Annotated in this window: 26 protein-coding genes; 12 read left to right on the top strand and 14 right to left on the bottom strand. The window is 67.3% G+C overall.

Features of this window, described 5'->3' with window-relative positions:
* Position 1 precedes the first annotated feature (1 nt).
* From ACZLIF_RS01560 to ACZLIF_RS01550, 3 genes are all read left to right on the top strand, one after another.
* The gene (locus ACZLIF_RS01560) at positions 2–1,369 is read left to right on the top strand and encodes a leucyl aminopeptidase family protein (RefSeq protein ID WP_053516540.1); all 1,368 of its coding nucleotides are present in this window, start codon (positions 2–4) and stop codon (positions 1,367–1,369) included.
* Positions 1,370–1,510: 141 nt separating this feature from the next.
* Entirely contained in the window at positions 1,511–2,614 is a 1,104-nt protein-coding gene (locus ACZLIF_RS01555) for a catalase family peroxidase (RefSeq protein WP_478462277.1), read from the top strand.
* Complete coding sequence (locus tag ACZLIF_RS01550; protein WP_065182014.1) at positions 2,611–3,147, top strand: cytochrome b; 537 nt, start codon at positions 2,611–2,613, stop codon at positions 3,145–3,147. Before ACZLIF_RS01555 ends, ACZLIF_RS01550 begins: the two co-directional genes overlap by 4 nt.
* Before the next feature lie 90 nt (positions 3,148–3,237).
* On the opposite strand, the gene ACZLIF_RS01545 is transcribed toward ACZLIF_RS01550, so the two are convergent.
* The 3 genes from ACZLIF_RS01545 to ACZLIF_RS01535 are packed head-to-tail and all read right to left on the bottom strand — an operon-like array spanning position 3,238 to position 5,239.
* Positions 3,238–3,840, bottom strand: coding sequence for a response regulator transcription factor (locus ACZLIF_RS01545; protein WP_053516542.1), 603 nt, complete (start codon positions 3,838–3,840; stop codon positions 3,238–3,240).
* Positions 3,837–5,060 carry a sensor histidine kinase gene (locus ACZLIF_RS01540; protein WP_128987894.1) on the bottom strand — a complete coding sequence of 408 codons (1,224 nt, stop codon included), beginning with the start codon at positions 5,058–5,060 and terminating at the stop codon, positions 3,837–3,839. Before ACZLIF_RS01540 ends, ACZLIF_RS01545 begins: the two co-directional genes overlap by 4 nt.
* The gene (locus ACZLIF_RS01535; RefSeq protein ID WP_065174212.1) at positions 5,057–5,239 is read right to left on the bottom strand and encodes a hypothetical protein; all 183 of its coding nucleotides are present in this window, start codon (positions 5,237–5,239) and stop codon (positions 5,057–5,059) included. The genes ACZLIF_RS01540 and ACZLIF_RS01535 overlap by 4 nt, the downstream gene beginning before the upstream one ends.
* A gap of 202 nt (positions 5,240–5,441) precedes the next feature.
* On the opposite strand from ACZLIF_RS01535, the gene ACZLIF_RS01530 reads away from it, so the two are divergent.
* The 4 genes from ACZLIF_RS01530 to ACZLIF_RS01515 all read left to right on the top strand — a co-directional run bounded on the left by ACZLIF_RS01530 (position 5,442) and on the right by ACZLIF_RS01515 (position 10,005).
* The gene (locus ACZLIF_RS01530; RefSeq protein WP_128987895.1) at positions 5,442–6,689 is read left to right on the top strand and encodes an efflux RND transporter periplasmic adaptor subunit; all 1,248 of its coding nucleotides are present in this window, start codon (positions 5,442–5,444) and stop codon (positions 6,687–6,689) included.
* Between the two features lie 118 nt (positions 6,690–6,807).
* Positions 6,808–7,497 (top strand): ABC transporter ATP-binding protein, encoded by a 690-nt coding sequence (locus ACZLIF_RS01525; RefSeq protein ID WP_053516547.1) that lies wholly within the window; start codon positions 6,808–6,810, stop codon positions 7,495–7,497.
* 14 nt (positions 7,498–7,511) lie between these two features.
* A complete protein-coding gene (locus ACZLIF_RS01520; protein ID WP_128987896.1) occupies positions 7,512–8,669 on the top strand; it encodes an ABC transporter permease in 1,158 nt (385 codons plus the stop codon).
* Between the two features lie 13 nt (positions 8,670–8,682).
* A complete protein-coding gene (locus tag ACZLIF_RS01515) occupies positions 8,683–10,005 on the top strand; it encodes an ABC transporter permease (RefSeq protein WP_128987897.1) in 1,323 nt (440 codons plus the stop codon).
* Positions 10,006–10,077: 72 nt separating this feature from the next.
* On the opposite strand, the gene rarD is transcribed toward ACZLIF_RS01515, so the two are convergent.
* Together rarD and yedA are read right to left on the bottom strand one after the other, a co-directional pair.
* Positions 10,078–10,977 carry an EamA family transporter RarD gene (gene rarD, locus ACZLIF_RS01510; RefSeq protein ID WP_128987898.1) on the bottom strand — a complete coding sequence of 300 codons (900 nt, stop codon included), beginning with the start codon at positions 10,975–10,977 and terminating at the stop codon, positions 10,078–10,080.
* Positions 10,974–11,879: a drug/metabolite exporter YedA gene (yedA, locus tag ACZLIF_RS01505; protein ID WP_128987899.1), complete on the bottom strand. Its 906-nt coding sequence runs from the start codon at positions 11,877–11,879 to the stop codon at positions 10,974–10,976. Before yedA ends, rarD begins: the two co-directional genes overlap by 4 nt.
* Positions 11,880–12,103: 224 nt before the next feature.
* Here yedA and ACZLIF_RS01500 point away from each other — a divergent pair, with 224 nt between their 5' ends.
* A complete protein-coding gene (locus tag ACZLIF_RS01500; RefSeq protein WP_478462273.1) occupies positions 12,104–13,438 on the top strand; it encodes an MFS transporter in 1,335 nt (444 codons plus the stop codon).
* 13 nt (positions 13,439–13,451) lie between these two features.
* Positions 13,452–13,802: a hypothetical protein gene (locus ACZLIF_RS01495; RefSeq protein ID WP_231108646.1), complete on the top strand. Its 351-nt coding sequence runs from the start codon at positions 13,452–13,454 to the stop codon at positions 13,800–13,802.
* A gap of 3 nt (positions 13,803–13,805) precedes the next feature.
* On the opposite strand, the gene ACZLIF_RS01490 is transcribed toward ACZLIF_RS01495, so the two are convergent.
* The 4 genes from ACZLIF_RS01490 to ACZLIF_RS01475 all read right to left on the bottom strand — a co-directional run bounded on the left by ACZLIF_RS01490 (position 13,806) and on the right by ACZLIF_RS01475 (position 18,359).
* Positions 13,806–15,458, bottom strand: coding sequence for a M28 family metallopeptidase (locus ACZLIF_RS01490; RefSeq protein WP_128987916.1), 1,653 nt, complete (start codon positions 15,456–15,458; stop codon positions 13,806–13,808).
* 81 nt (positions 15,459–15,539) lie between these two features.
* Positions 15,540–16,472 (bottom strand): MBL fold metallo-hydrolase, encoded by a 933-nt coding sequence (locus ACZLIF_RS01485; protein ID WP_128987901.1) that lies wholly within the window; start codon positions 16,470–16,472, stop codon positions 15,540–15,542.
* A 102-nt stretch (positions 16,473–16,574) separates the two neighbouring features.
* Positions 16,575–16,865 (bottom strand): hypothetical protein, encoded by a 291-nt coding sequence (locus ACZLIF_RS01480; RefSeq protein ID WP_128987902.1) that lies wholly within the window; start codon positions 16,863–16,865, stop codon positions 16,575–16,577.
* 198 nt (positions 16,866–17,063) lie between these two features.
* Entirely contained in the window at positions 17,064–18,359 is a 1,296-nt protein-coding gene (locus ACZLIF_RS01475) for a tryptophan--tRNA ligase (protein WP_128987903.1), read from the bottom strand.
* 108 nt (positions 18,360–18,467) lie between these two features.
* On the opposite strand from ACZLIF_RS01475, the gene ACZLIF_RS01470 reads away from it, so the two are divergent.
* A complete protein-coding gene (locus tag ACZLIF_RS01470) occupies positions 18,468–19,265 on the top strand; it encodes a hypothetical protein (protein ID WP_128987904.1) in 798 nt (265 codons plus the stop codon).
* Between the two features lie 72 nt (positions 19,266–19,337).
* Here ACZLIF_RS01470 and ACZLIF_RS01465 read toward each other — a convergent pair whose 3' ends face one another.
* The 4 genes from ACZLIF_RS01465 to ACZLIF_RS01450 form a co-directional block, all read right to left on the bottom strand.
* Complete coding sequence (locus ACZLIF_RS01465; protein WP_019661831.1) at positions 19,338–19,559, bottom strand: CsbD family protein; 222 nt, start codon at positions 19,557–19,559, stop codon at positions 19,338–19,340.
* Between the two features lie 212 nt (positions 19,560–19,771).
* Complete coding sequence (locus ACZLIF_RS01460; protein WP_053520147.1) at positions 19,772–19,909, bottom strand: entericidin A/B family lipoprotein; 138 nt, start codon at positions 19,907–19,909, stop codon at positions 19,772–19,774.
* A gap of 159 nt (positions 19,910–20,068) precedes the next feature.
* Positions 20,069–20,989 (bottom strand): arginase, encoded by a 921-nt coding sequence (gene rocF, locus ACZLIF_RS01455; protein ID WP_128987905.1) that lies wholly within the window; start codon positions 20,987–20,989, stop codon positions 20,069–20,071.
* Positions 20,990–21,073: 84 nt separating this feature from the next.
* Positions 21,074–21,832, bottom strand: a complete 759-nt coding sequence (locus ACZLIF_RS01450; protein ID WP_128987906.1) for a DUF3011 domain-containing protein — start codon at positions 21,830–21,832, stop codon at positions 21,074–21,076.
* Positions 21,833–22,420: 588 nt separating this feature from the next.
* On the opposite strand from ACZLIF_RS01450, the gene ACZLIF_RS01445 reads away from it, so the two are divergent.
* Both ACZLIF_RS01445 and ACZLIF_RS01440 read left to right on the top strand, forming a co-directional pair.
* Positions 22,421–22,825, top strand: a complete 405-nt coding sequence (locus ACZLIF_RS01445) for a hypothetical protein (protein ID WP_065174206.1) — start codon at positions 22,421–22,423, stop codon at positions 22,823–22,825.
* Between the two features lie 122 nt (positions 22,826–22,947).
* Positions 22,948–23,340 (top strand): RidA family protein, encoded by a 393-nt coding sequence (locus ACZLIF_RS01440; protein WP_053520150.1) that lies wholly within the window; start codon positions 22,948–22,950, stop codon positions 23,338–23,340.
* 61 nt (positions 23,341–23,401) lie between these two features.
* On the opposite strand, the gene ACZLIF_RS01435 is transcribed toward ACZLIF_RS01440, so the two are convergent.
* Positions 23,402–23,590, bottom strand: coding sequence for a helix-turn-helix domain-containing transcriptional regulator (locus ACZLIF_RS01435; protein ID WP_227255247.1), 189 nt, complete (start codon positions 23,588–23,590; stop codon positions 23,402–23,404).
* Positions 23,591–23,594 lie beyond the last annotated feature (4 nt).

Raw genomic sequence — 23,594 nt, 5'->3', positions numbered from 1 at the left:
CATGAGCGAGATCACGGGCTTCACCGCCGACACTTCTGCCGCACTGCCGCTGTACGTGCTGGATCGCGAGCAGTTCGCCCGCTGGAACGCCGGACAGCCGGCCGCCACGCAGGCCTGGCTGGCCTCGCAGGGCTTCACCGCCGGCTCGCACAGCATCGCCCTGCTGCCCGGCAGCGAGGGTCTGGCCGGTGCGGTGATGGGCGTGGGCGATCGCGGCGATGCCTACAGCTATGCGCACGCGCCGCACGCCCTGCCCGAAGGCAGCGTGTGGCAGCTCGCCAGTGAGCTGCCGGCCAGCGAGCAGGCACTGCTGCAGCTGGGCTGGGGCCTGGGCAGCTATCGCTTCGACCGCTACCGCAAGCGCAACCGGCACCCGGCGCAGCTGGTTGCCGCACCGACCGGGGAAGTGGCGGATCTGATCGCCGCCAGCCTGCGCGTGCGCGACTGGGTCAACACGCCCACCGAAGACATGGGTCCGCAGCAGCTGGAAGAGGCCGCACGCACGCTGGCAGCGGCGCACGGCGCCGAGGTCGAAGCGATCACCGGTGATGCGCTGCTGGCGCAGAATTTCCCGGCCATCCATGCCGTCGGCCGCGCATCGCATCGCGCGCCGCGCCTGGTCGTGCTGCGCTGGGGCAAGGCGACGGATCCTGCGCTGGTGCTGGTCGGCAAGGGCGTGTGCTTCGATACCGGTGGGCTGGACATCAAGCCGGCCGATGGCATGCGCAACATGAAGAAGGACATGGGCGGCGCCGCGCACGCGCTGGCCCTGGCAGGACTGGTGATGGCCCAGCAGCTGCCGGTGCGCCTGACCCTGCTGGTGCCGGCGGTGGAGAACGCGATCGGCCCGGATGCGTTCCGTCCGGGCGAAGTCATCGCCACCCGCAAGGGCCTGAGCGTGGAGATCGACAACACCGACGCCGAAGGCCGTGTGATCCTGTGCGACGCGTTGACCTTCGCCGCTGAGCAGAAGCCGGACCTGGTTCTGGACTTCGCGACCCTGACCGGCGCTGCGCGCATCGCGCTGGGCCCGGACCTGCCGGCACTTTTCAGCAACGATGACACCGTCGCCCAGCAGTGGCTGCAGGCCGGAGATGAAACGCGCGACCCGGTCTGGCGCATGCCGCTGTGGCGTCCCTACCTGCGTTACCTGAGCAGCGGCATCGCCGACCTGGCCAATGCCGGTTCGCGCATGGCGGGCTCGGTTACCGCCGCGCTGTACCTGGAGCGCTTCCTTGAGGATGGCCAGCGCTGGGCGCACCTGGATGTGTACGCCTGGAACGATGGCGAGCGGCCGGGCCGCCCGGCCGGCGGCGAAGCACTGGCCCTGCGCTCGGCCTGGGCGATGCTGAAGGCACGCTACGCCTGAGCACAGCCGATGCGCGGGTGGAGCCGGGCAGGGGTCCGCTCCACCGGGTTGTGACGAAAAATTGAATTCCGGCCACGGTCGGGTTCTGCGAGGATGTGTCGGTCGACCACCCACACATTCCGTGAAGGCAGGACTCCGACCATGTCGCTCTTCCGCTACACCCGCGCCGGCCAGGGGCCGCGCACACCGCGCAGTCATTCGCCGCTGCCCTGGATCGCGCTGATCGCCCTGATTCTTGGCGGGATCACGCTGGGCTTTGCCTGGCTGGCCGGCTGGGTCGGCCACCGCCTCACCGCGCAACGCTTCACCGACACCATCGAGGCCACCGGCCCGGCCCATCCCGGGTTCCGCCGTGCGCACAGCAAGGGCGTGTGCGTGAGTGGCTGGTTCGCACCCAGTGCACAGGCGCCGACGCTGTCCAGCGCGCGCGTGTTCTCGCAGGCCCGGGTACCGGTGCTGGGCCGCCTGTCGATCGGTGGTGGCGATCCCCATGGGGCCGATGGCAGCGCCCGGGTGCGCAGCATCGCCCTGCAGCTGGTCAGCGACGATGGTCAGGAATGGCGGATGGCGATGAACAGTTTCCCGTTCTTCGCGGTGCCGACGGCGGAGGCCTTTTTCGAACAGACGCAGGCGCAGATACCGGATCCGGCCACCGGCAAGCCCGACCCGCAGAAGATGGCGGCGGTGCTGGCCAAGTACCCCAGCGCGCAGGCGTTCCAGCAATGGGCACGGACCGCGCCGTGGACCGACAGCTGGGCCAACACCCGCTTCAACAGCGTCAACAGCTTCTGGTTCACCAATGCGCAGGGCCAGCGACGCGCCGTGCGCTGGCAATGGCAGCCCCGCACGCCGGTCGCCGAGCTTGATGCCGACGCCCGCAAGCGCGCCGATGTCGATTTCCTCAGCCAGGACCTGCAGCGCCGGCTGGCGGCCGGCCCGGTGCAATGGGACCTGGTGGTCAGCATCGCCGAACCGGGGGACGCCATCGATGATCCGTCGGTGCCCTGGCCGGACGCGCGGGAAACGGTGGTGGCAGGCGTGCTGAGCCTGGAACGCATGCAGTCGCAGGAACAGGGCGCCTGCGGCGAGCTGAACTTCGACCCGCTGATCCTGCCCAGCGGCATCCGCGGCAGTGATGATCCGATCCTGGCCGCGCGGTCGGCGGTCTATTCGCAGTCGTTCAACCGGCGCGAGCGCGAGCGCGCGGCCGGAGCGGCAGCGCAACCGAAGGAGGCTGCACGATGAGTACCGGCAATGGCCACTTCAACCTGTTGGCGCGGGTACTGCACTGGTCGATGGCGGTGATGATCATCGCCATGCTGTTCATCGGCGTGACCATGGTCGCCTCGCTGCACCTGCGGCCGATGCTGCTCGACCTGCACCGCCCGCTGGGCATCGCGATCGGCGTGCTGGTGCTGCTGCGCCTGTACAACCGCCTGCGCCACCGGCCGCCGCCGCTGCCGGCCGATCTTCCGGTGTGGCAGGTGATGGCGGCAAAGGCATCGCACTGGATGCTGTACGCGCTGATGCTGGCAATGCCGCTGGTGGGCTGGGCAATGCTGTCCGCGGGGGGTTACCCCATCGTGCTGGGGGGCGGACTGCACCTGCCACCGATCGTGCCGCACACACCGGCACTGTATGCAGCGCTGCGCAGCGCGCACAGCCTGCTGGCCTACGTGCTGTTCGCCACGGTGCTGATGCATGTCGGTGCCGCCCTCTTCCACCTGTGGGTCCGCCGCGATGGCGTGTTCCAGGCGATGGCGCGCGGGAAGGACTGACGCAACTGAGGCCTGTCGATCGCTCGTGGGCCAGGGAACCCCTCGGGAGCCGCCGGGCATGGCTCGGCCCAAAAGGGTTGAGCCACTCCGCTACAGCCAGCCCTTCTGCCGCGCCAGCCGGTACGCCTCGATGCGGTTGGCCACGCCCAGCTTGCCGATGCACTCGGACAGGTAGTTGCGCACCGTGCCGTGCGACAGTCCCAACTGCTCGGCGATCTCGCTGGCGGTCCGGCCTTCGCCCGCCAGGCGCAGCACGCGCCGCTCGCGGTCGGTGAGCGGGTCCGCCTGTGACCAGGCATCGAGTGCCAGCTGTGGGTCGATCGCACGCACGCCCTGCTTCACCTTGCGCAGTGCATCGGCCAGGTTCTCCGCTGGCGCGTCCTTGAGCAGATAGCCGAGCACGCCTGCGTCCAGCGCGCGGCGCAGGAAGCCGGCGCGCGCGAAGGTGGTCACGATCACCACCTTGATGGGCAGTTCGTGGCGTGCGATGCGCTGGGCCAGTTCCAGCCCTGACAGACCGGGCATCTCGATATCGGTCACCAGGATGTCCGGCTTCAGCTGCTGCAGCATGCGCCAGGCGGCCTCGCCATCGGCGGCGCTGCCCAGCACCTCGATGTCCGCCTCCAGGCTGAGCAATGCGGACAGTGCGCCGCGCACCATGGCCTGGTCTTCGGCCAGCAGGATGCGGATCATGCCGCGCCGTCCTGCGCCACCGGCGCGGGTGCAGCGGGCGGCAACGGGACAGTGGCCGCCGACAGCGGCACGCGCACGCTCAGCACCGTGCCCTCGCCGCGCGGAGACTGCACGGTGACATACCCGCCCAGCGCCGCGGCGCGCTCACGCATGCCGCTCAGTCCATTGCCTTCGGCCTGCATGCCACCCCGGCCATCATCGCGGATCTGCATCACCAGTACTTTTCCTTCCTTCATGAAGTCCACCCGCGCCTGTGTCGCCTGTGCATGGCGGGCAATATTCGTCGCGGCCTCCCGCAGGATCAGCGCCAGTCCACGCTCCACCTCCACCGGCATCGGCGGCGGCGGCGCGTACTGCAGATGCACCTGCTGGCACTCCAGCAGCAGCCGCGCCGAGGCCAGCTCCCCGGCCAGGTCGCTGGCCCGGATGCCGGTGACCGCACTGCGCACCTGCGCCAGCGCTTCGCGGGCGATGGCCTCGGCCTCGCCAATCTCCTGCCGCGCGCGCGCGTCGCCGCGATCGTGCAGTTTGCGTGCCAGTTCCAGCTTCAAGGTAATCAGCGACAGAGTATGGCCGAGCAGATCGTGCAGATCGCGGCCGATGCGCTCACGCTCGGCGGTGGTGGCCAGTCGCCGCACTTCCTCCTGCGACAGCTGCAATGCCGCGTCCTTCTGCTGGTTGATCGCCTCCACGTTCACCACCAGGCCGACGATGTACGACACCGCTGGAATCCAGACCAGGCTCTGCCACGGATACTGGAACCACACGGCGAGACTGCAGAACAGGATGTTCAGGCCGGTGAGCTGCAACAGATACGTCCACCAGCTGCCCCGCCCGCTCACCCTCAGCAGCACGCAGCCGAACACGAAGTAGGTCAGCCCGGACGGATACCAGGGCAGCAGCACAAGCGCCATCGCGATCAGACCCAGCGCATAACGGGGCGCATGATGGCGTGGAGCCACCATCACCCTCGTGTAAAGCAGCAGGAACACCGGGTAACTGGCCAGCGTCAGCAGCAGCCAGCGCAGGTTGAAGCCGTGGCCGAGCAGTGGCGTCAGGACGATCCACACCGACCACAGCAGATGGATCGCCTCGCTCCAGGGCGACTTGCCGCGCCGCAGCGTGTCGGCAACCGCCGAGTCCGGCGCAGGGCGCAGCAGGGAGGCCAGCCAGCTCGATGACACAGGGGGGTCCAGGCGGGAACGATCGCTGCCGATCATGCCAGTTCAGCCGATCCTGCGCAGGCGCGGGCGCGCCAGCACGGCCCTGCCGGCAGCGTGAGCCGCCCACCGGGCCTGCGCAGGCGCAACAGCCCGCTGATCGCGGTACTCTTGCCGGCGCCGTTACGACGCACCTGCACCTGCTGCAGGCCAGCCAGCGACGGGGCGATCGGAGCCATGGGCGGTACCGGTAGCGGGGACGTTGCCATCCTGCATCCCCTTGGTCACGTTTCGCAGTTGCCACCGTCAAGGTCATCGGATGACAGCTGTCACTGCCGTCATCCCCGTGCCTGCCGTCATGCTGTGCCGCACGCTCCACTGCCGGAACCGCCGCTGTCCGCCCTTCCGGTCACACCCGCCCGAACGCCTGTGATGGAACGAATGAACGCTTCTGCCGAGCTGTTGAAGGAACTCCGTATCGAACGCAAGTCACCGCCACCTGCCTCTGGTGGTGGTGGCAGCGGGCGCCGCTGGCTGTGGATCGCCGTGATCGCGGTGGTGCTGCTGCTGGCCGCAGGCGCCTTCGCGCTGTTCGGCCGCACACCGGCCGTGCAGGTGGAAACCGCACCGGCGGTCGCCATCCAGCAGGGCAGCGCCAGCAGTTCGGTCCTCGATGCCAGTGGTTATGTGGTCGCCCGGCGCATGGCTACGGTGTCGGCCAAGATCACCGGCAAGGTGCGCGAGGTGATGATCGAGGAAGGCATGCGCGTGGAGGCGGGGCAGATCATGGCCACCCTCGACCCGATCGATGCGGACGCGCAGCGCAGTCTGTATGCCTCGCAGCTGCAGGCCGCACGCAGCCAGGTGGCCGGACTGGAGGCACAGCAGAGGCAGGCGGCGGCAGAGGCCAGCCGGCTGCAGGCGCTGGTCGGGCGGCAGCTGGTCTCGCGCTCGCAGTACGATCAGGCCGTGGCCCAGCGCGACAGCCTGCGCGCGCAGCTGGAAACCGCACAGCGCAACGTGAAGGTGGCCAACGACCAGCTGGCGATCGCCGACCTTGGGGTGGACAACAACATCGTGCGTGCGCCGTTCTCCGGCGTGGTCACGGCCAAGGCGGCACAACCGGGCGAGATCGTCTCGCCGCTGTCGGCCGGTGGTGGCTTCACCCGCACAGGCATCGGCACCATCGTCGACATGGATTCGCTGGAGATCGAGGTCGAGGTCGGCGAAGCCTTCATCGGCCGCGTGCAACCGAAGATGCCGGTGGAAGCCATCCTCAATGCCTATCCGGAATGGAAGATTCCGGCCGAGGTGATCGCCATCATCCCCACCGCCGACCGGGGCAAGGCGACGGTGAAGGTGCGCGTGGCCCTGAAGCTGAGGGACCCGCGTATCGTGCCGGAGATGGGCGTGCGGGTCAGCTTCCTGGAACAGGCAGCGCCGCAGGCTGAAGCCAAGCCGCAGGGCGTGCGTGTGCCGGCAGGCGCGGTGGTCGAGCGCGAGGGTGCATCGGTGGCCTTCGTGCTCGGCGACGAGAACCGCGTGCAGCAGCGCACGGTCCAGGCTGGCCAGGCCATGGGCAAGGATCGCCAGCTGCTCAAGGGTGTGAATGCCGGCGAGCTGGTGGTGGTCAACCCGCCGGACACCCTGCGCGATGGCACCCGGGTCCAGCAGAAGCAAACGCAGTAGCGGCACGGCGCCTTCCGGGGCGCCGCCAGCGGCACCGTTCGACGACAACACCGTTCCACGCATGCCCGGCCGACAGCCGGGGTGCGTCACCGTTTCCCGCCTACGTGGAGAACCACCCATGTCGACCCTGGTTTCACTGCGCAACATCACCAAGACCTACCAGCGCGGCCCCGAGAAGGTGCAGGTGCTGCACGGCATCGACCTGGACATCGCCCGCGGCGACTTCGTCGCGTTGATGGGGCCGTCCGGTTCAGGCAAGACCACCCTGCTCAATCTGATCGGTGGCCTGGACAATCCCAGCGGCGGCGAGATCAGCATCGAAGGCGAGCGCATCGATCAGATGAGCGGTGGCCAGCTGTCGACCTGGCGCAGCCACCACGTTGGCTTCGTGTTCCAGTTCTACAACCTGATGCCGATGCTGACCGCGCAGAAGAACGTGGAACTGCCGCTGCTGCTGACCCATCTCAATGCCGCGCAGCGCCGCCGCAACGCCGAGATCGCGCTGACCCTGGTTGGCCTGGCCGACCGCCGCAACCATCGACCCAACGAGCTGTCCGGCGGCCAGCAGCAGCGCGTGGCGATCGCCCGTGCGATCGTCTCCGATCCGACCTTCCTGATCTGCGACGAACCCACCGGCGATCTCGACCGCCAGTCCGCCGAGGAGATCCTGGGCCTGCTGCAGCAGCTCAACCGCGAACACGGCAAGACCATCATCATGGTCACCCATGACCCGAAGGCCGCCGAGTACGCCACGCACACGGTGCACCTGGACAAGGGCGAGCTGGCCGACGCGCCGCTGGCCCACTGACGGAGGCCACAGCGATGAAATACTTCTCTCTGGTCTGGGCGCAGCTGTTCCGCAGCCGCACCCGGACCCTGCTGACCCTGCTGTCGGTGGTGGCCGCGTTCCTGCTGTTCGGCATGCTCGACTCGGTGCGCGTGGCATTCACCTCCGGTGGCAGCGTGGAAGGGGCCAACCGCCTGGTGGTGGCCTCGCGCCTGTCGATCACCCAGTCGCTGCCGATCCGCCTGGAAACGCAGATCCGCCAGGTGGCGGGTGTGCGCGACGTGGCCTATGGCATGTGGTTCGGCGGCATCTACCAGGATCCGAAGAACTTCTTCCCGAACTTCTCGGTATCGCCCAACTACTTCGACGTCTACCGCGAGCTGCAGATCGACCCGGCGCAGCTGGAAGACTGGAAGAACACCCGCACCGGCGCGATCGTCGGCGAGACCCTGGCCAAGCAGTTCGGCTGGAAAGTCGGCGACACCATTCCGCTGCAGGCGACGATCTTCCCGCGCGGCGGCAGCAACGACTGGCCGCTGGAACTGAAGGGCATCTTCCGTTCCAAGGATCCAGCGCAGGCCTCCAACGAAGAGCGCCAGCTGATGATGAACTGGAAATACTTCGATGAGTCCAACGACTACATCAAGAACCAGGTCAGCTGGTACACGGTGACGCTCGACAACCCCGACCATTCTTCGCGGGTGGCACAGGCCATCGATGCGATTTCCGCCAACTCCGACCACGAAACCAAGACCCAGACCGAATCGGCGTTCCAGCAGGCCTTCGTCAAGCAGTTCGCCGACATCGGCATGATCGTCACCTCGATCATGGGTGCGGTGTTCTTCACCCTGCTGCTGCTGACCGGCAACACCATGGCGCAGGCCGTACGCGAGCGCGTGCCGGAACTGGCCACGCTGAAGACACTGGGCTTCAAGGACAGCACGGTGCTGATACTGGTGATGATCGAATCGGTGCTGCTGATCGGTCTCGGTGGCCTGATCGGCATGGGCCTGGCGGCACTGATCCTGCCCGCCATCGGACCGAAGAGCATGGGCATGCTGCCGCCGCACATCCCCACCCCGACCTGGCTGATGGGCTTGGGCCTGATCGTGGTGATCGGCGCGGTCGTCGGCCTGCTGCCGGCGCTGCGCGCCAAGCGCCTGAAGATCGTCGACGCACTGGCCGGCCGCTGAGGAGGACACCGACATGTTCAAGAACAAGCTCAAGAAGTGGTTCGGCAACACGGTGACCGTGCTGGCGCTGGCAATCGGCCTGGCGGTATGGATCGGCCTGCCATGGGTGGGCGTGCTTGCCGTGGCGGTGCTGGTCGGGCTGTGGCTGGCGCTGACCCGCAGCGGGCGGCTGGCCCTGGCCGCCACCCGCATCGGCATCGCCAGCCTGCCGCAGCGCTGGGGGGCATCCTCGGTGATCGTGGTCGGCATCGCCGGCGTGGTCGGCGTACTGGTGGCGATGCTGGCGATGGGCGAAGGCTTCCAGGCCACGCTCAGCAACACCGGCGATGACACCACCGCCATCGTGCTGCGCGGTGGTTCGCAGGCGGAAACCAATTCGGTCATCACCCGCGAGCAGGTACCGACCCTGTCCACCCTGCCCGGCATCAGCCGCGATGCACAGGGACGGCCACTGCTGTCGCCTGAACTCTCGCAGGTGGTCAACCTGGTCTCCAAATCGGACGGTACCGACGTCAACGCGCAGTTCCGGGGCGTCGGGCCGCAGGCGTGGGCGGTGCATGACAAGGTCAAGATCATCGAAGGCCGCAAGTTCGCCACCGGCCTGCGCGAGATCGTGGTCGGCCAGGGCGCCAAGGGCCAGTTCCGCGACATGGAGGTCGGCAGGACGCTCACCCTGGGCAACCAGACCTGGACGGTGGTCGGTGTGTTCGCCACCGGTGATGCGCATGACTCCGAACTGTGGACCGACGCCGATACCCTGGCCACCACGTACCAGCGCAGTGCCTGGCAGTCGATCAGCGTGCGTACCGAGGGCAAGCCGGGCTTCGATCAGTTCAAGGCCGCCGTCGCCGCCGATCCGCGCCTCAAGCTGGACGTGGAAACCACCCGCGCGTACTACAGCAAGCAGGGCGGCGGCCTGACCAAGCTGATCGACATCCTCGGCAAGGTGATCGGTACCATCATGGCGGTGGGCGCGGTGTTCGGCGCGCTCAACACCATGTATGCCGCCGTGGCCACGCGTGCGCGCGAAATCGCCACCATGCGCGCGATTGGCTTCCGCGGCCTGCCGGTGGTGACTGCGGTGATGCTGGAAACGATGCTGCTGGCCCTGCTCGGGGGCCTGCTGGGCTGCACGGTGGCATGGCTGCTGTTCAATGGCTACAGCGTGTCCACCATCGGCAGCAACTTCAGCGCGGTGGTGTTCAAGTTCCACGTGTCGCCGGAACTGCTGTGGACGGGGCTGAAGTGGGCGCTGGGCATCGGCCTGGTCGGTGGCCTGTTCCCGGCGCTGCGCGCCGCCCGCCTGCCGATCACCACGGCACTGCGCGAAACCTGATGTGTACGCCGCCAGCCGAGGCGGCGCGGACGCGGGACGGGGCCGGTGCTCCGTCCCGCGTTGCTTTCCGGCTCAGCGCTTTGCCGCCCGCATCGTGCGCAGGTTGTCACCGATGAACAGCAGCAGTCCGGCCCAGATCGCTGCAAAACCGACGGCCTTGGCCATGTCGAACGATTCGTGGAAGAAGAACACGCCGAGCAGAAGCTGCAGGCTCGGTGCGATGTACTGCAGGATGCCCACCAGCGACAGCGCGATGCGCTTCACACCGTAGGCGAAACCGATCAGCGGCACGGCGGTGACCACGCCGCCGAAGATCAGCAGCAGATCGTTGCGCAGGCCCCAGCCGCTGAAGAATCCGCCACCGTGGCCATTCTCGGCCCAGACCGCGAACGCCAGCGCAGGCAGGAACAGATACAGGCTTTCCACGCCCAGCCCGGCTACGGGATCGACCGAGACCAGCTTGCGCAGCAGGCCGTACAGGCCGAACGAACAGGCCAGGCCCAGCGCGATCCACGGCGGCGTGCCAGCGTCGAGAGTCAGCCAGGCCACGCCCACCGCCGCCATGCCCACCGCCACCCACTGCAGCCGGCGCAGGCGTTCCTTCAGCACCAGCACCCCCAGCAGCACGTTCACCAGCGGGTTGATGAAGTAGCCCAGGCTGGTCTCGATCACGTGGCCGGCATTGACGGCCCAGATGTACAGGCCCCAATTGAACGCGATGGTCAGGCTCGACACCGCCAGGATCGGCAGCGCGCGCGGCTGCGCGGCGATCTTCCGCCACCAGCCCAGCTTCGCACTGAGCAGCAGCCAGGCGACCACCAGCACCGTGCTCCAGATGATGCGATGGGCGATGATCTGGAACGACGGCACTTCATTGAGCAGGTGCCAGTACACCGGCACCAGTCCCCACAGCACGAAGGTGGATGCGGTGACCAGCAGGCCCCGGCGTTGTTCTTTCTCGTCGATGCTCATCGCTTGCGCGTCCTTGCCATTGTCAGTACCACCACGCCCAGCAGAATCACCACCATCGCCAGCACGTCGCGCCAGCCGAAGCGTTCGCTGTTGAGGGCGGCGCCCAGCAGCACCGCGATCACCGGGTTGACGTAGGCGTAGCTGCCGACCAGCGCCGGGCGTACGTTCTGCAGCAGCCAGACGTAGGCCGTGAACGCGACGATCGAGCCGAACACGCACAGATAGGCCATGGCCAGCAGGCCACCGGTATCGGGCAGTGTGGTGGGCCGCTCACCCACCGCCAGCCCGATCAGCACCAGCAGCACGCCGCCGCAGATCATCTGCCCGGCGGCCGTCATGAACGGGCCAGGCAGGTCCAGGCCGCGCGCCCACACCGAGCCGAAGGCCCAGCCGATCGGTGCGATCAGCAGCAGCACCAGCCCGGTGGGCGTCGCCGTCAGGCTGCTGCCCGCATTCAGCCAGACAACGCCGAGGAAGCCGATGGCGATGCCCAGCCATTCGCCGCGGCTGGCGTGCTGGCCGCGCAGCGCCGAGAACAGCGCCATCCACAGGGGCACCGATGCCACCGCCGTGGCCGCCAGGCCGGACGACACATCGCGTTCGGCCAGCACCACCATGCCGTTGCCCAGCACCAGCATGGTCACCCCCATGAGCACTAGGCTGCGCCACTGCCGCAACGTCGGCTTCGGCATTTTCCAGAACAGGCGCAGCGCCAGGTACATCAGGCCCCCGGCGATGATGAAGCGGCTGCCGGAGACCATCGTCAGCGGCAGCGCACCGCCGTGAAGGGCCTTGGCGATACCGAGATAGGTCGAGCCCCAGACCACGTAGACCAGCAGCAGCGCCAACACGACAAGGCCGCCCCGGGGGGCAGCCGCAGACGGAACAGGGGGAGCCGACATGACGCACCAAGGGACCGGGGGAAGGCGGATTCTAGGACGTTTTGAGTATGGTCCGGCACCCCGCAAGGTGGCACGCTGTCGTCCATCCATGCACCCTGTCCTGGCCTGCCACCCCGCGTTGACGGGTCATGCAGTACCAAGAAGGCTGCCCGGCTGCGCCACCACATGGTCGGACGCTGTATTTTCCGCGCACGGACGCTATCGCATCGAGGATCCCCGCCCAGATGAGCACCACGCCCCACCCTGCTGTTCCCGCGAACGACGGCGCCGCATTGCGCCGCTCGATCTCCAATACCCTCAAAGGCTCCGCCGGCAACCTGGTGGAGTGGTATGACGTCTACGTGTACTCGGTGTTCGCCGTGTACTTCGAGTCGCAGTTCTTCTCGCCGGAAGACAAGAACTCCACGATGTACGTCTGGGCGATCTTCGCCGCGACCTTCCTGATGCGCCCGATCGGTGCCTGGTTCTTCGGCCGCTTCGCCGACCGCCATGGCCGTCGCCTGGCCCTGACCGTATCGGTCACGCTGATGGCGTTCTGCTCCTTCATCATCGCCATCACCCCCACTGCCGCCAGCATCGGCATCTGGGCGGCGATCATCCTGCTGTTCGCGCGCCTGCTGCAGGGCTTCGCCACCGGTGGCGAGTACGGCGCGAGCGCCACCTACATGTCCGAGGCCGCCATTCCGGGTCGTCGTGGCTTCCTGTCCTCCTTCCACTACGTCACCCTGGTCGGCGGCCATGTGCTGGCCCAGCTGACCCTGTTCCTGATGCTGAACGTCTGGGGCAAGCCGGAGATCTCCGAGTTCGGCTGGCGCATCGCCTTCGGCATCGGTGGCATCGCCGCGGTCGTGGTGTTCTGGCTGCGCCGTGGCATGGATGAGTCGCTGGAAGAATCCTCGATCGAGGCCGCGCGCGAAGGCAAGGCCAAGAAATCCGGTTCGATGTACGAACTGTTCGTGCACCAGTGGCGCCCGCTGCTGCTGTGCTTCCTGATCACCGCCGGCGGCACCATTGCCTTCTACACCTACTCGGTGAACGGCCCGAAGATGATCCAGAGCGCCTTCGCAGGCGACGACCCGATGACCGGCACCCTGATCAACCTGGGCGTGCTGGCCTTCCTGATGGTGCTGCAGCCGGTCGGCGGCTGGCTGTCGGACATCATCGGGCGCAAGAGCCTGCTGGTGTTCTTCGGCGTGGGCGGCGTGCTGTACAGCTGGTACCTGATCACGCAGCTGCCGCACCAGCACGATGCGACCTTCGCCTTCCTCACCCTGGCGCTGGGCCTCGTCATCCTCACCGGCTACACCTCGATCAACGCCGTGGTGAAGGCCGAGCTGTTCCCGACCCACGTTCGGGCACTGGGCGTGGGCCTGGGCTACGCGCTGGCCAACTCGCTGTTCGGCGGTACGGCCCCGCTGCTGTACCAGGGCGCGCTGAAGACCGGCCACGTGGACTGGTTCGCCATCTATGTCACTGCCACCATCGCGGTATCGTTGGTGGTCTATGTGTTCTTCCTCACCAACAAGGGCCCGAACTGGCTCGACGGCACCCGCAAGTAAGGATGCCGTGCTGATGGCAGCCACCGGTGCAATGCCGGTGGCTGCCGCAACTCCCGCTACGCCCCTGATGTGGGCCGCCCTGCTGCTGGCGGTGGCAACCACGCTGGGCTGGCTGCTGCGACGCCCGGGCGCGCAGGCGCGCTGGCCACGCACCGGCTTCGGCATCGCCCTTCTGGTCTTCGCCAGCGCGCTGGCAGTGCAGCTGGCAGTGGACCTGGGCAGCGGTCACAGCTCGCTGCGGATGAACCTGCTCGGCCGCTTCAGCGGCCTGCGCACGGTCAGCCTCGGCACCATGATCACCTGCTACCTGGCGGCATTGGCCGCCAGTGCATGGGGTGCCTGGACGCTGCTGCGCAGGCGCTAGCCGTCAGCGGCGTGCCGCCTCGCTCTTGTCGCGGGCAGCGCGGAACTCGGAGTCCTTCTCCCAGGTCGGCCAGCGCCGGCTGTTGGCCAGCTCCGCGCCCAGGTCGTAGACCAGCAGCGTATCGGCGGCATGACCGCTGGGATCCCAGCCCGGCGTCCACGCGTCGCAGGCCTGGTGATAGCAGTCGGCGAAGTACTTCTCGCGCAGCGCGCGCCCTGCTTCCACGCCTCCGTCCAGCTTGTCCAGGCCCGGGCCGATGGTGATCGCCGGTACACCCAGCCGGGCGAAGGCGAAATGGTCGGCGCGGTAGAAGAAACCGGCCTCCAGGTTGGGGTCCGGGCTGTAGCTGCGGCCGCGTGCCTTGGCCACCCGCTCCAGGTCGCCTTCCAGCGATACCCGGCCCTTGCCCCACGAAGCGATGTCACGGGTCGGCCCGTCCGGGCTGAACATCTCGATGTTCAGTACGGCAGCGGTCTTGTCCAGCGGCGCCAGCGGATGCGCGGCGTAGTAGCTGGCCCCCAGCAATCCCTTTTCTTCAGCCGTCAGCGCCACGAAGTACAGCGTGCGCTGCGGCTGCGGGCCGGCCGCGAACACCCGGCCCAGTTCCAGCACGGTGGCCACGCCGGTGGCGTTGTCGATGGCGCCACGGCGCACGCGGTCGCCCTTCGCATCGGGCTGGCCGATGCCGAAAGCGTCCCAGTGCGCCGAGAAGATCACCGCTTCATCGCCGTGCTCGCCGCCCGGCAGCTTGGCCACGACGTTGCGGGTCACAACCTGTTCGCGCTTGAGGGCGAAATCGACGCTCAGCCGCGCGTTGTCCAGGGCCACCGGACGGAAGTCGGCACGCATCGCCTTGCGCTTCTCCGCCTCGAAATCGAGGCCGGCGTCGGCGAAGATCGCCTCGGCCAGCTCGCGCTGCATCCAGCCGCGCAGCGGTGTGTGCTGGGCCATCGCCTCGGCCTGGCTGCGCTCGATATCGAACAACGGCGAGGTACCCGAGCTCTTCACCGTCGCCCAGCCATAGGCCGCAGGTGCGGTCTCGTGCACGATCAGCACACCTTCGGCGCCGCGGCGCGCAGCCTCCTCGAACTTGTAGGTCCAGCGGCCGTAGTAGGTCACTGCCTTGCCATCGAACGCGCCGGGAGCGTCGGCCTCGAAATCGGCATCATTGATCAGCACCACGGCAATCTTGCCGTGCAGGTCAATGTCCTTGTAGTCGTTCCAATGGCGTTCCGGTGCGTCGATGCCATAGCCCACGAACACCAGCGGTGCATCCTTGATCTGCACCCGGGCGCGCGGCTGCAGGCTCTGCAGGGTCACATCCACGCCATTGACCAGGGCGCGGCGGCCCTGCTTCAACGCCAGGCTGGCCGTGGCCGCACCCTCCAGCTGCGCACGCACCAGCGGCACCGGCTGCACCCAGCTGCCGTCCACGCCGCCGGGTTGCAGGCCATAGCTGCGGAACTGTTCGATCAGGTACTGCACGGTGCGCTCTTCGCCTTCGCTGGCCGGAGCGCGGCCCTCGAATTCGTCCGACGCCAGTACACGCACGTGGCGCGACAGCGCCTGCGGGTCGATACCGCCGCCGGGAAGGTCATTGGCCGCCTGGGCCAGGCCACCCACGAACAGGCAGGACGACAGCAGCAACACGCGCATCGGGTTCACGGCAATACCACGGCAGGATGGGAAGTCACCAGAGTGTAACGTGACAGCAGTGCCGGCCGCAGTCCCGCTCCGTCAGCGGCGCTCGCGATCCAGCCAGCAGGCCAGTCCCTGCGCGTTGAGCTCGATGTCCATGGCCAGCACGGCCACCACCGCTGCGTCATCCAGCACACAGCCATGCTGCTGCGCGCGCTCCAGGTACAGGGCCTGCAGCGCCGCCAACAGGCAGCGATGGCGGTCGGGCCGCTCGTCGCACTGGCGGCCGATCGCCGCCATCGCATCGATCTGCTCGAACAGGTCGCCGGCCAGCCGCTGCACCTGCTCCACGCGGCCATAGTGGGTAAGGTACATCGACTGCGGATCGTAGCCGAGCATGCGCTGGATCGACGCCTTCATCGCTTCGGGATCGAACTGCACGGGCGAAGAGGTCGGAAAGATGAAGGCGCCCTGCGCGCTGTCCAGTTCGCGGTAGGAGATACCGAAGGTATCGCCGGTGAACCAGCTGCGGCTGCGCGCATCCCATACGCAGTAGTGATGCAGTGCGTGGCCGGGCGTATGCAGCAGGAGCAGTTCGCGTCCGGCAAGATCGAGGCGATGGCCATCCTCGGCCACCACGACGCGGTGCTCGGGAATCGCCTCGATGCGGCCATAGCTGCGTGCGATCTCCTCCGCGCCGTAGACCGCGGTGGCGCCGGCGATCAGCCGGGTCGGATCGATCATGTGCGGCGCACCGCGCGGATGCAGCACGGCCCGGGCATTGGGCAGCTGCTGCATCAACAGGCCCGCACCGCCGGCATGGTCCAGATGCACATGGGTCAGCAGAAGCCAGTCCACCGCGTCGGGCTGCAGGCCGGCATCGGACAGCGCCCGCAGCATCGCCGGCACGGACAGGCCGGTGCCACAGTCCACGAAGGCCCCCCGCCCGTTCTCGACGATCAGGTAGGCCGCATCGAAGTCGGGACGCTGGAAGCCGGTATCGATGGTGTGGATGCTGGGGTCGGCGGTCATCGGCACGCACCTGGCGGAATCGGAATCAGGCGTCCATGGTAGGCGCGCAGGCAGGACCGGTTCGATGCGGCTTTGGTCGGAGGCAGGCGCTCTGCCCCGGGACTACAACCATCGCGGTCGCAGCAGCAGTGCCAGCACCAGCACCGCCAGGAAAGCGCCGTAGGCATAGAGCACCGCCAGCACCTGCGGCCAGATCGGCCCCGCGTCGGTCTGCACCAGGCCCAGGTGGTGGCCCCACAGCATCGCCACGATGCTCAGAACAAGGGCCAGCAGCAGCACCAGGCCATCGAACAGGCGCCGCCGCGACGTGCGCGGCTGGCGCGGGAACAGCCAGTACAGGCTGCCCAGCACGACGAACCAGGGCAGGAAAAGCAGCAGCGACAACCACGCCATCGCAGACTCCTTCCATAGCGCCGGGCCCGATGCCCGGCTCCACATCCATCGGTAGCGCCGGGCCATGCCCGGCTCCAGATCCACCGGTAGCGCCAAGCCATGCCCGGCTCCAGATCCACCGGTAGCGCCGGGCCATGCCCGGCGGGGTGCATCAGGTAGCGCCGCCGGGCATGGGCCCGGCGTTACAGCATCGTCCGCTCAGGCATCTTCGCGCAGCGCGGCCAGTGCCGCCAGGACCGCGTCAACCTCCGCCTCCAGCTTGAACAGCTCGCTCTGCAGCGCGTCACCCTGCTCGGCCTGCTTGATCACGGCGATCAGCTGGCCGGCATCGCGCGGCGAATCAAAACCAATGCTCTGCATCAGCAGCGTGCCGTCGCCGGCGGTCAGCTTGAAGTAGAAGCGACCATCCTTCTCGCGGTACTGCTTGAACTGCGGCGGCGCCACGCGGGCAGCGCCGGCATCCTCGCTGGCGATGTCGCCGGCGGTGGACAGGTCGCGCAACCCCACGGCGTGCCGCAGCTCATCCAGCAGCGGCATCGCGAACGTCTCGCGCAGCTGCTGGCCACGGCGCTTCAGCAGCGCCTCGATCTTTTCCGGCTCGGCCATCAGCGCGTTGTAACGCTCGCGCAGCGGCGACAGCTCACCGTCGATGCGCTCGAACAACTGCTGCTTGGCATCGCCCCAGCTGATGCCCTCAGCGAATGCCCGGGCGAAAGCAGCGGTCTGCTCCTGGGTGGCGAAGGCCTGGTACATCTGGAACAGCGCCGAGCCCTCGGTGTCCTTGGGCTCACCCGGTGCGCGCGAGTCGGTCAGGATCGAGAACACCAGCTTCTTCAGCTCCTCGCGCGGCGCGAACAGCGGAATGGTGTTGTGGTAGCTCTTGCTCATCTTGCGGCCGTCGAGGCCGGCCAGCGTGGCCACCTGCTCATCGATCACCACCTCCGGCAGCGGGAAGTATTCCCTGCCGTAGACGTGATTGAAGCGCTGGGCGAAGTCGCGGGCCATCTCGATGTGCTGGATCTGGTCACGACCGACCGGCACCTGGTTGGCCTTGAAGATCAGGATGTCGGCAGCCATCAGCACCGGGTACATGAACAGCCCGGCGCTGACGCCGGCATCCTCGTCCAGGCCTTCCTCGCGGTTCTTGTCCACCGCTGCCTTGTAGGCATGGGCACGATTGAGGATGCCCTTGCTGGCGATCGCGGTCAGGAACCACATCAGTTCGGTGGTTTCGCGGATGTCGCTCTGGCGGTAGAACCAGACGTGTTCCGGATCCAGGCCGCAGGCCAGCCAGCTGGCTGCGATCTCCAGGGTCGCGCGCTGGGTGCGCTGCGGATCCTGCGCCTTGATCAGGCTGTGCAGGTCGGCCAGGAAGAAGAAGCTCTCGATCCCCGGGGTGCGGCTGGCCGCGATGGCCGGACGGATGGCGCCAACGTAGTTGCCCAGATGGGGGGTGCCGGAGGGGGTGATGCCGGTAAGGACTCGGGTCGTCATGACTGCGTGGGGAAACCTTCGATGAACGGAACCAGTTTACCGTGCCCACGGCCAACCCCGTCAGGGCCTGCGGGTCGTTCATTCACCCGAGCCCACCGGAGTTCCCACATGAAACGCCTGCTGCCCCTGCTGCTGATCCTGCCCCTGGCCGGCTTCCGCCCGGTTCCGCCGCCACCGCCGATGCCGCAGGATGGCCCTGTGCGGATGACCCTGATCGACCGCGACCGCGGCACCGAACTGCGCAGCCATGCGGCCGATGGACAGCGCTGGGTGGCGGGCGAGCGTGGCCATCGCTATGCGGTACGCCTGTACAACGACAGCCCGCGGCGGGTACTGGTGGTGCTCTCGGTGGATGGCATCAATGCCATCTCCGGCGAAGATGCCGACCCGTCGCAGACCGGCTATGTGCTCAACCCCGGCCAGCGCGCCGACATCACCGGCTGGCGCAAGAGCCAGGATGAAGTGGCGCAGTTCGTCTTCAGCAGCCCCAGTGGCAGCTATGCCAGCCGTACCGGCCGTGCGGACAACATCGGGGTGATCGGCGCGGCGGTGTTCGAGGAAGCCCGTCGCTGGCCACTCCGCCCGGAGCCGCTGCTGCGCCGTGGTGCCCCGGCACCGGCCACTGCGGAAGCCGCGGCGGACGCCAGCGCCAGCCGCATGGACGGCTACTCAACGCGGTCGCAGGCACCGTCGCTGGGCACCGGTCACGGCGCGCGCGAACGCTCCTCGGTGCGTGATACCGCATTCGAACGGGCCAGCCGCACGCCGGCACAGGTCGTGCAGCTGCGTTACGACAGCGCACGCGCGCTGCGCGCACGCGGCATCGTGCTCGACCCGCCTTCGCGCCTGCCGCGCGAGCCGCAGGCGTTTCCGAACCGCTACGTGCCGGATCCGCCGACACGTTGAGTCCCTGACAGCACGACGCCCGCACCAGAGGGTGCGGGCGTCGACGTGGGGGAACCGCTTACCGCCGGCTGCTTACTTGTAGTCCGGGTAGTCCTTGCGCACGCTGTCTTCGAAGTCACGGACTTCCTTCTCGGCGCGGTCCTTGGCCCAGCCATACCGTTCCTGCAGGCGGCCGGCCAGATATTCGGCATTGCCCTCGGCCACATCGAAATCGTCGTTGGTCAGATCGCCCCACTTGGCCTGGGCCTTGCCCTTCAGCTGCGACCACTTGCCGGAAATGATGTCTTTGTTCATTGCTGGAAATCCTTGGTTGCAACGGCGTTCTTACCGTGACTGCAGCTTCCCGCATCCGCTGTTGAAAGGCGGTCAACCGCTCATGAAACACATGCTCACGTGCTTGAATGGTTCACTCCATCGCCACACGCGATGGCAACAACACGGCAGCACACACGCACGAAAAAGGCCGGGAAGATCCCGGCCTTTTTCTGTTCCACACCGCGTCGGGCTTAGTTGCCCTTGGCGGCATCCTCGACCTTTTCACCGGCCTTCTGCACGTCCTTGCCGGCACCGGCAACGGTGTTGCAGCCGGCCAGCATGGCCACCGAGAACATCGACAACAGCATCAGGGCAACTACGCGCTTCATGGGCTTCTCCTTGGGTTCGCCGCTTCACCGCTACAACGCGGATGGGGTTCTGTCGCTCGGCAGGCAGGGGCCGAAGCCACCGCCGCCGCGTGAGGTGCAATCTGGCGGCTGCGGCGTGCAGCGGGTGTGAACGGATCGGCGTTCCGTTCAGGGATGCCCTCAATCGCGCATCAGCGTGGATTTGCCGAACAGGCTCTCGACCAGGTCCACGGCCAGTTCGGCGGTGGCGTTCTGCTTGTCCAGCAGCGGATTGAGCTCGACGATATCCAGCGACCCCATGCGCCCGCTGTCGGCGATCATCTCCATCACCAGCTGCGCTTCGCGGTAGTTCACCCCGCCCGGCACGGTGGTGCCGACGCCCGGTGCGATGCTCGGGTCGAGGAAGTCGACATCGAAGCTGACATGCAGATGAGTGCTGCCATCGATTCCGGCCAGCGCGGCCTCCACGGTGCGCTTCATGCCGTTCTCGTCGATGTAGCGCATGTCGTAGACATCGACCTTGTGGGTCTTGATCAGGCGCTTCTCTTCCGGGTCCACCGAGCGGATGCCGATCTGGTGCACCTGGGCGGGCGTGATTGCCGGCGCGCTGCCGCCCAGACGGGTCAGTGCCTCCGGCCCCAACCCGCACAGGCAGGCCACCGGCATGCCGTGGATGTTGCCCGACGGCGTGACATCACTGGTGTTGAAGTCCGAGTGTGCATCCAGCCACAGCACGCGCAGGGTCTTGCCCTGCTCGCGGCACCAGCGGGCCACTGCGGTGATGGAGCCGATGCCCAGGCAATGGTCGCCCCCGAGCATGATCGGCATGCGCCCGGCCTGCAGCTCGGCATAGCTGGCCTCCATCAGAGCATGGTTCCAGGCCACCACCTCGTCCAGATGGCGGTAGCCTTCGACCGGCGCGGTCCACGGGTTGCGCGGGCCGTCCAGATTGCCCAGATCACGCACATCCACACCGCGCGCCGCCAGCGCCTCCGGCAGGCCCGCCACGCGCAGCGCTTCCGGCCCCAGCCGCGCGCCCCGATGGCCGGCCCCGACATCGGTGGGGACGCCGATCAACGAGACGGAAATGGGATGGGCCATGGGTGCCTCCTGCAACGGAAAAAGAAGCACAGTCTAGCCAGAGCTGTGTGACACGACTCGCGGCGGTGCAGCAGGCAGACGCGGTCAGCGGTGGCGAATCGGTGTCAGGGTCTGCACCTGGCCGTTGTTGCGCATCATGCACAGGAAGCGGCCATCGGGATAATCGATGATCAGTTCCTGGTAGTCGCTCCCCACCGGCACCTGGGTCACCAGCGTGCCCTGCGCGGCCTTGCTCATGTTGCAGGCGCCCAGCGCGGTATCGCCCGCAGGCGCGCCCGATGCCGACATCGAGACGTTCCGGAACACCGCACGGCAACCGCCGTTGACCCAGACCGAGTGACGCGAAAGACCCCAGTTCTGGCCCTGCTCGCAGCGCGTGTGGCTGAGCTGGCGCGCGATCTCCACAGTGCCACGGGTATCCATGTCGCACGACACCTGGCGTTGATCGGTGGACTCGCAGGTCACCTCGCGCGGCAACGCTGTGTCGGAATCGGCACGACTGGGCGCCTTTGGCCGGGATGGCGAAGGCACACCCCCGCTGCTGACCTGGCACACCCCGTTGGCGCCGCCGTGGCCGGTGTAGCTGACCTGGGGGGTGCCCTCGTCATTCGTACTGACCGACAGGGTCACGCCGCTCTGTGCATCGCGCGCCTCGAAGTAGCGGTCGTTGAAGCGCTGCAGCGTGGCCTCGCGCCCCTGTACGTAGACCGGGCCGCCTTCGTCTGCGTGCACATCGATCCCGCCCGGGCAGCGGGCGTTGAAGAAGGGAACACCCGCCATGACGGGAGCCGCGAATGCGGTGGTGAACAGTGCGACGGTGAGCGACAGGCCATGACGACGCATGAGCGGATTCCAGGGAAACCCAGGCTGGGCGGATAGCGGCAGTATGACGTCGGCCGCAGTGCCGATCCGTGAGGAGCATCAGGATCCGGGCTGCGCTTGCCGGCATTTGTCGTTAGCATCGTGCTGGCTCGGTCTGCCGCACCGGTTAAGCCAGCTTTACTTCGCGTATGTCGCGTCCATTGCCGTGCGTGGGAATCACTGGAATCCGCCAGTGCGAAGGCATCGCGCAGGATGTCGCTTTTGCCTTTACATCGCGCGAAACAGGTCAAAAGCGATAATTCATTTTTTCTTTCGAATCGCACGAAGTCATTGGAAAGAATGACTGGCGGGCGGTGTTTGCGCGTGCGCATGATGAATCGCCACCGACAACGGGTGGCCCGGGCTCCAATCCCGGAAGTCGATGTTGTTTACGCTTGTCAGTCGGCGCCACCTGTCTCGGGGTGGCGCCGGCTGGCAATCCGTCTGCCGATCTACGGCGGGCGGTGCGTGGGGGCCTTGTGCCCGCCGGTTCATCGACTCCGGTATTGGAACCACGCATCGTCCGCCACCCTCTGCGGGTGGCGCCTCTGTCCCGCATGAGGATGTCCCATGACCGCACCCCGTTACCCCTATCTGCTTGCCACCCTGGGCGATGCCGCCGAGCACCTGCCCCGCGAACTGGCCGAGCCTCTGGAAGCTGCGCTTTCCGCTGCCGTTGATCTGCCCGAGCCGATCACGCTGGTCGGCTGCCTGCAGCGCATCCGCAGCGGCGACGCCGCCGATGGTCAACCGTGGAAGGGCCCCGTGCCCAGCCCAGGCCAGGGCGTGACCCGTGCGCGTACCGACCGCGCCGCCGCCGGCCTGATCACGCTGCTGGAGGTATTCCACGCCGCCGAGCGCGTGCGTGTGGATGGCGCCGAGAAGGACGACATCGGCGACGGCGCGCGCGAAGGCCTGCTGCTGGCCTGCCGGGGGCTGGCGGAGTATGTGGAGCTGCAGTTGCACGCGGCATGAGCCGCGCCGCCACGCCCGCCGATTGTTTTGATTCGGCAAATAGTGATGGCGCTTTATAGGCGTTTATCCAGCCAATGCCGAGGACTACCTTGGGGCTCATCGATCCCCTTCTGGAGAATCCCATGAGCAAGCGCAATGCCGTTTTCCCGGCCGGCCGGCAGGACCTGTACACCTCGCAGACCTATTCGGCTGCGATCCAGTCGGGTGACCTGCTGTTCGTGTCCGGCCAGGTGGGCAGCCGCAGCGACGGGACACCCGAGCCCGACTTCGAGGCGCAGGTCCGCCTGGCCTTCGCGAACCTGGAGGCAACCCTGAAGGCCGGTGGTTGCGGGCTTGACGACATCGTCGACGTGACCACCTTCCATACGGACCCGCAGAACCAGTTCGGGACCGTCATGACCGTAAAGAGCGAGGTGTTTCCCGAGAAGCCCTATCCCAACTGGACGGCGGTGGGCGTCAACTGGCTTGCCGGATTCGACTTCGAGATCAAGGTGATCGCCCGCATTCCGGGCTGAGCATGCCGCCTTCGGGAGATCGTGTGCGCGAGCGCGTGCCGCTCAGGCAGCGGTCGCGAAATCAGGACTCCGCTCGCCGGACAGCGCCCGACAGGGCACGTGCGATATCGCCCAGTGTCTTGGCAGTGAAGGCCGAATCGCCATTGCTTTCGACGATGCAGGCATCGAGATAGGCGGCCATTTCTTCAGGCGTACGGAGATGCGTGGCCACGTCAAATGCTTCGAGTTCACTCTTCTTTTTGACAGCCATGCGT

It is taken from the genome of Stenotrophomonas sp. 2201_Sma (genome assembly GCF_056486685.1).
Note: the sequence above shows the minus strand (reverse complement) of the source record. Positions and strands in the feature narration are given on the sequence as shown.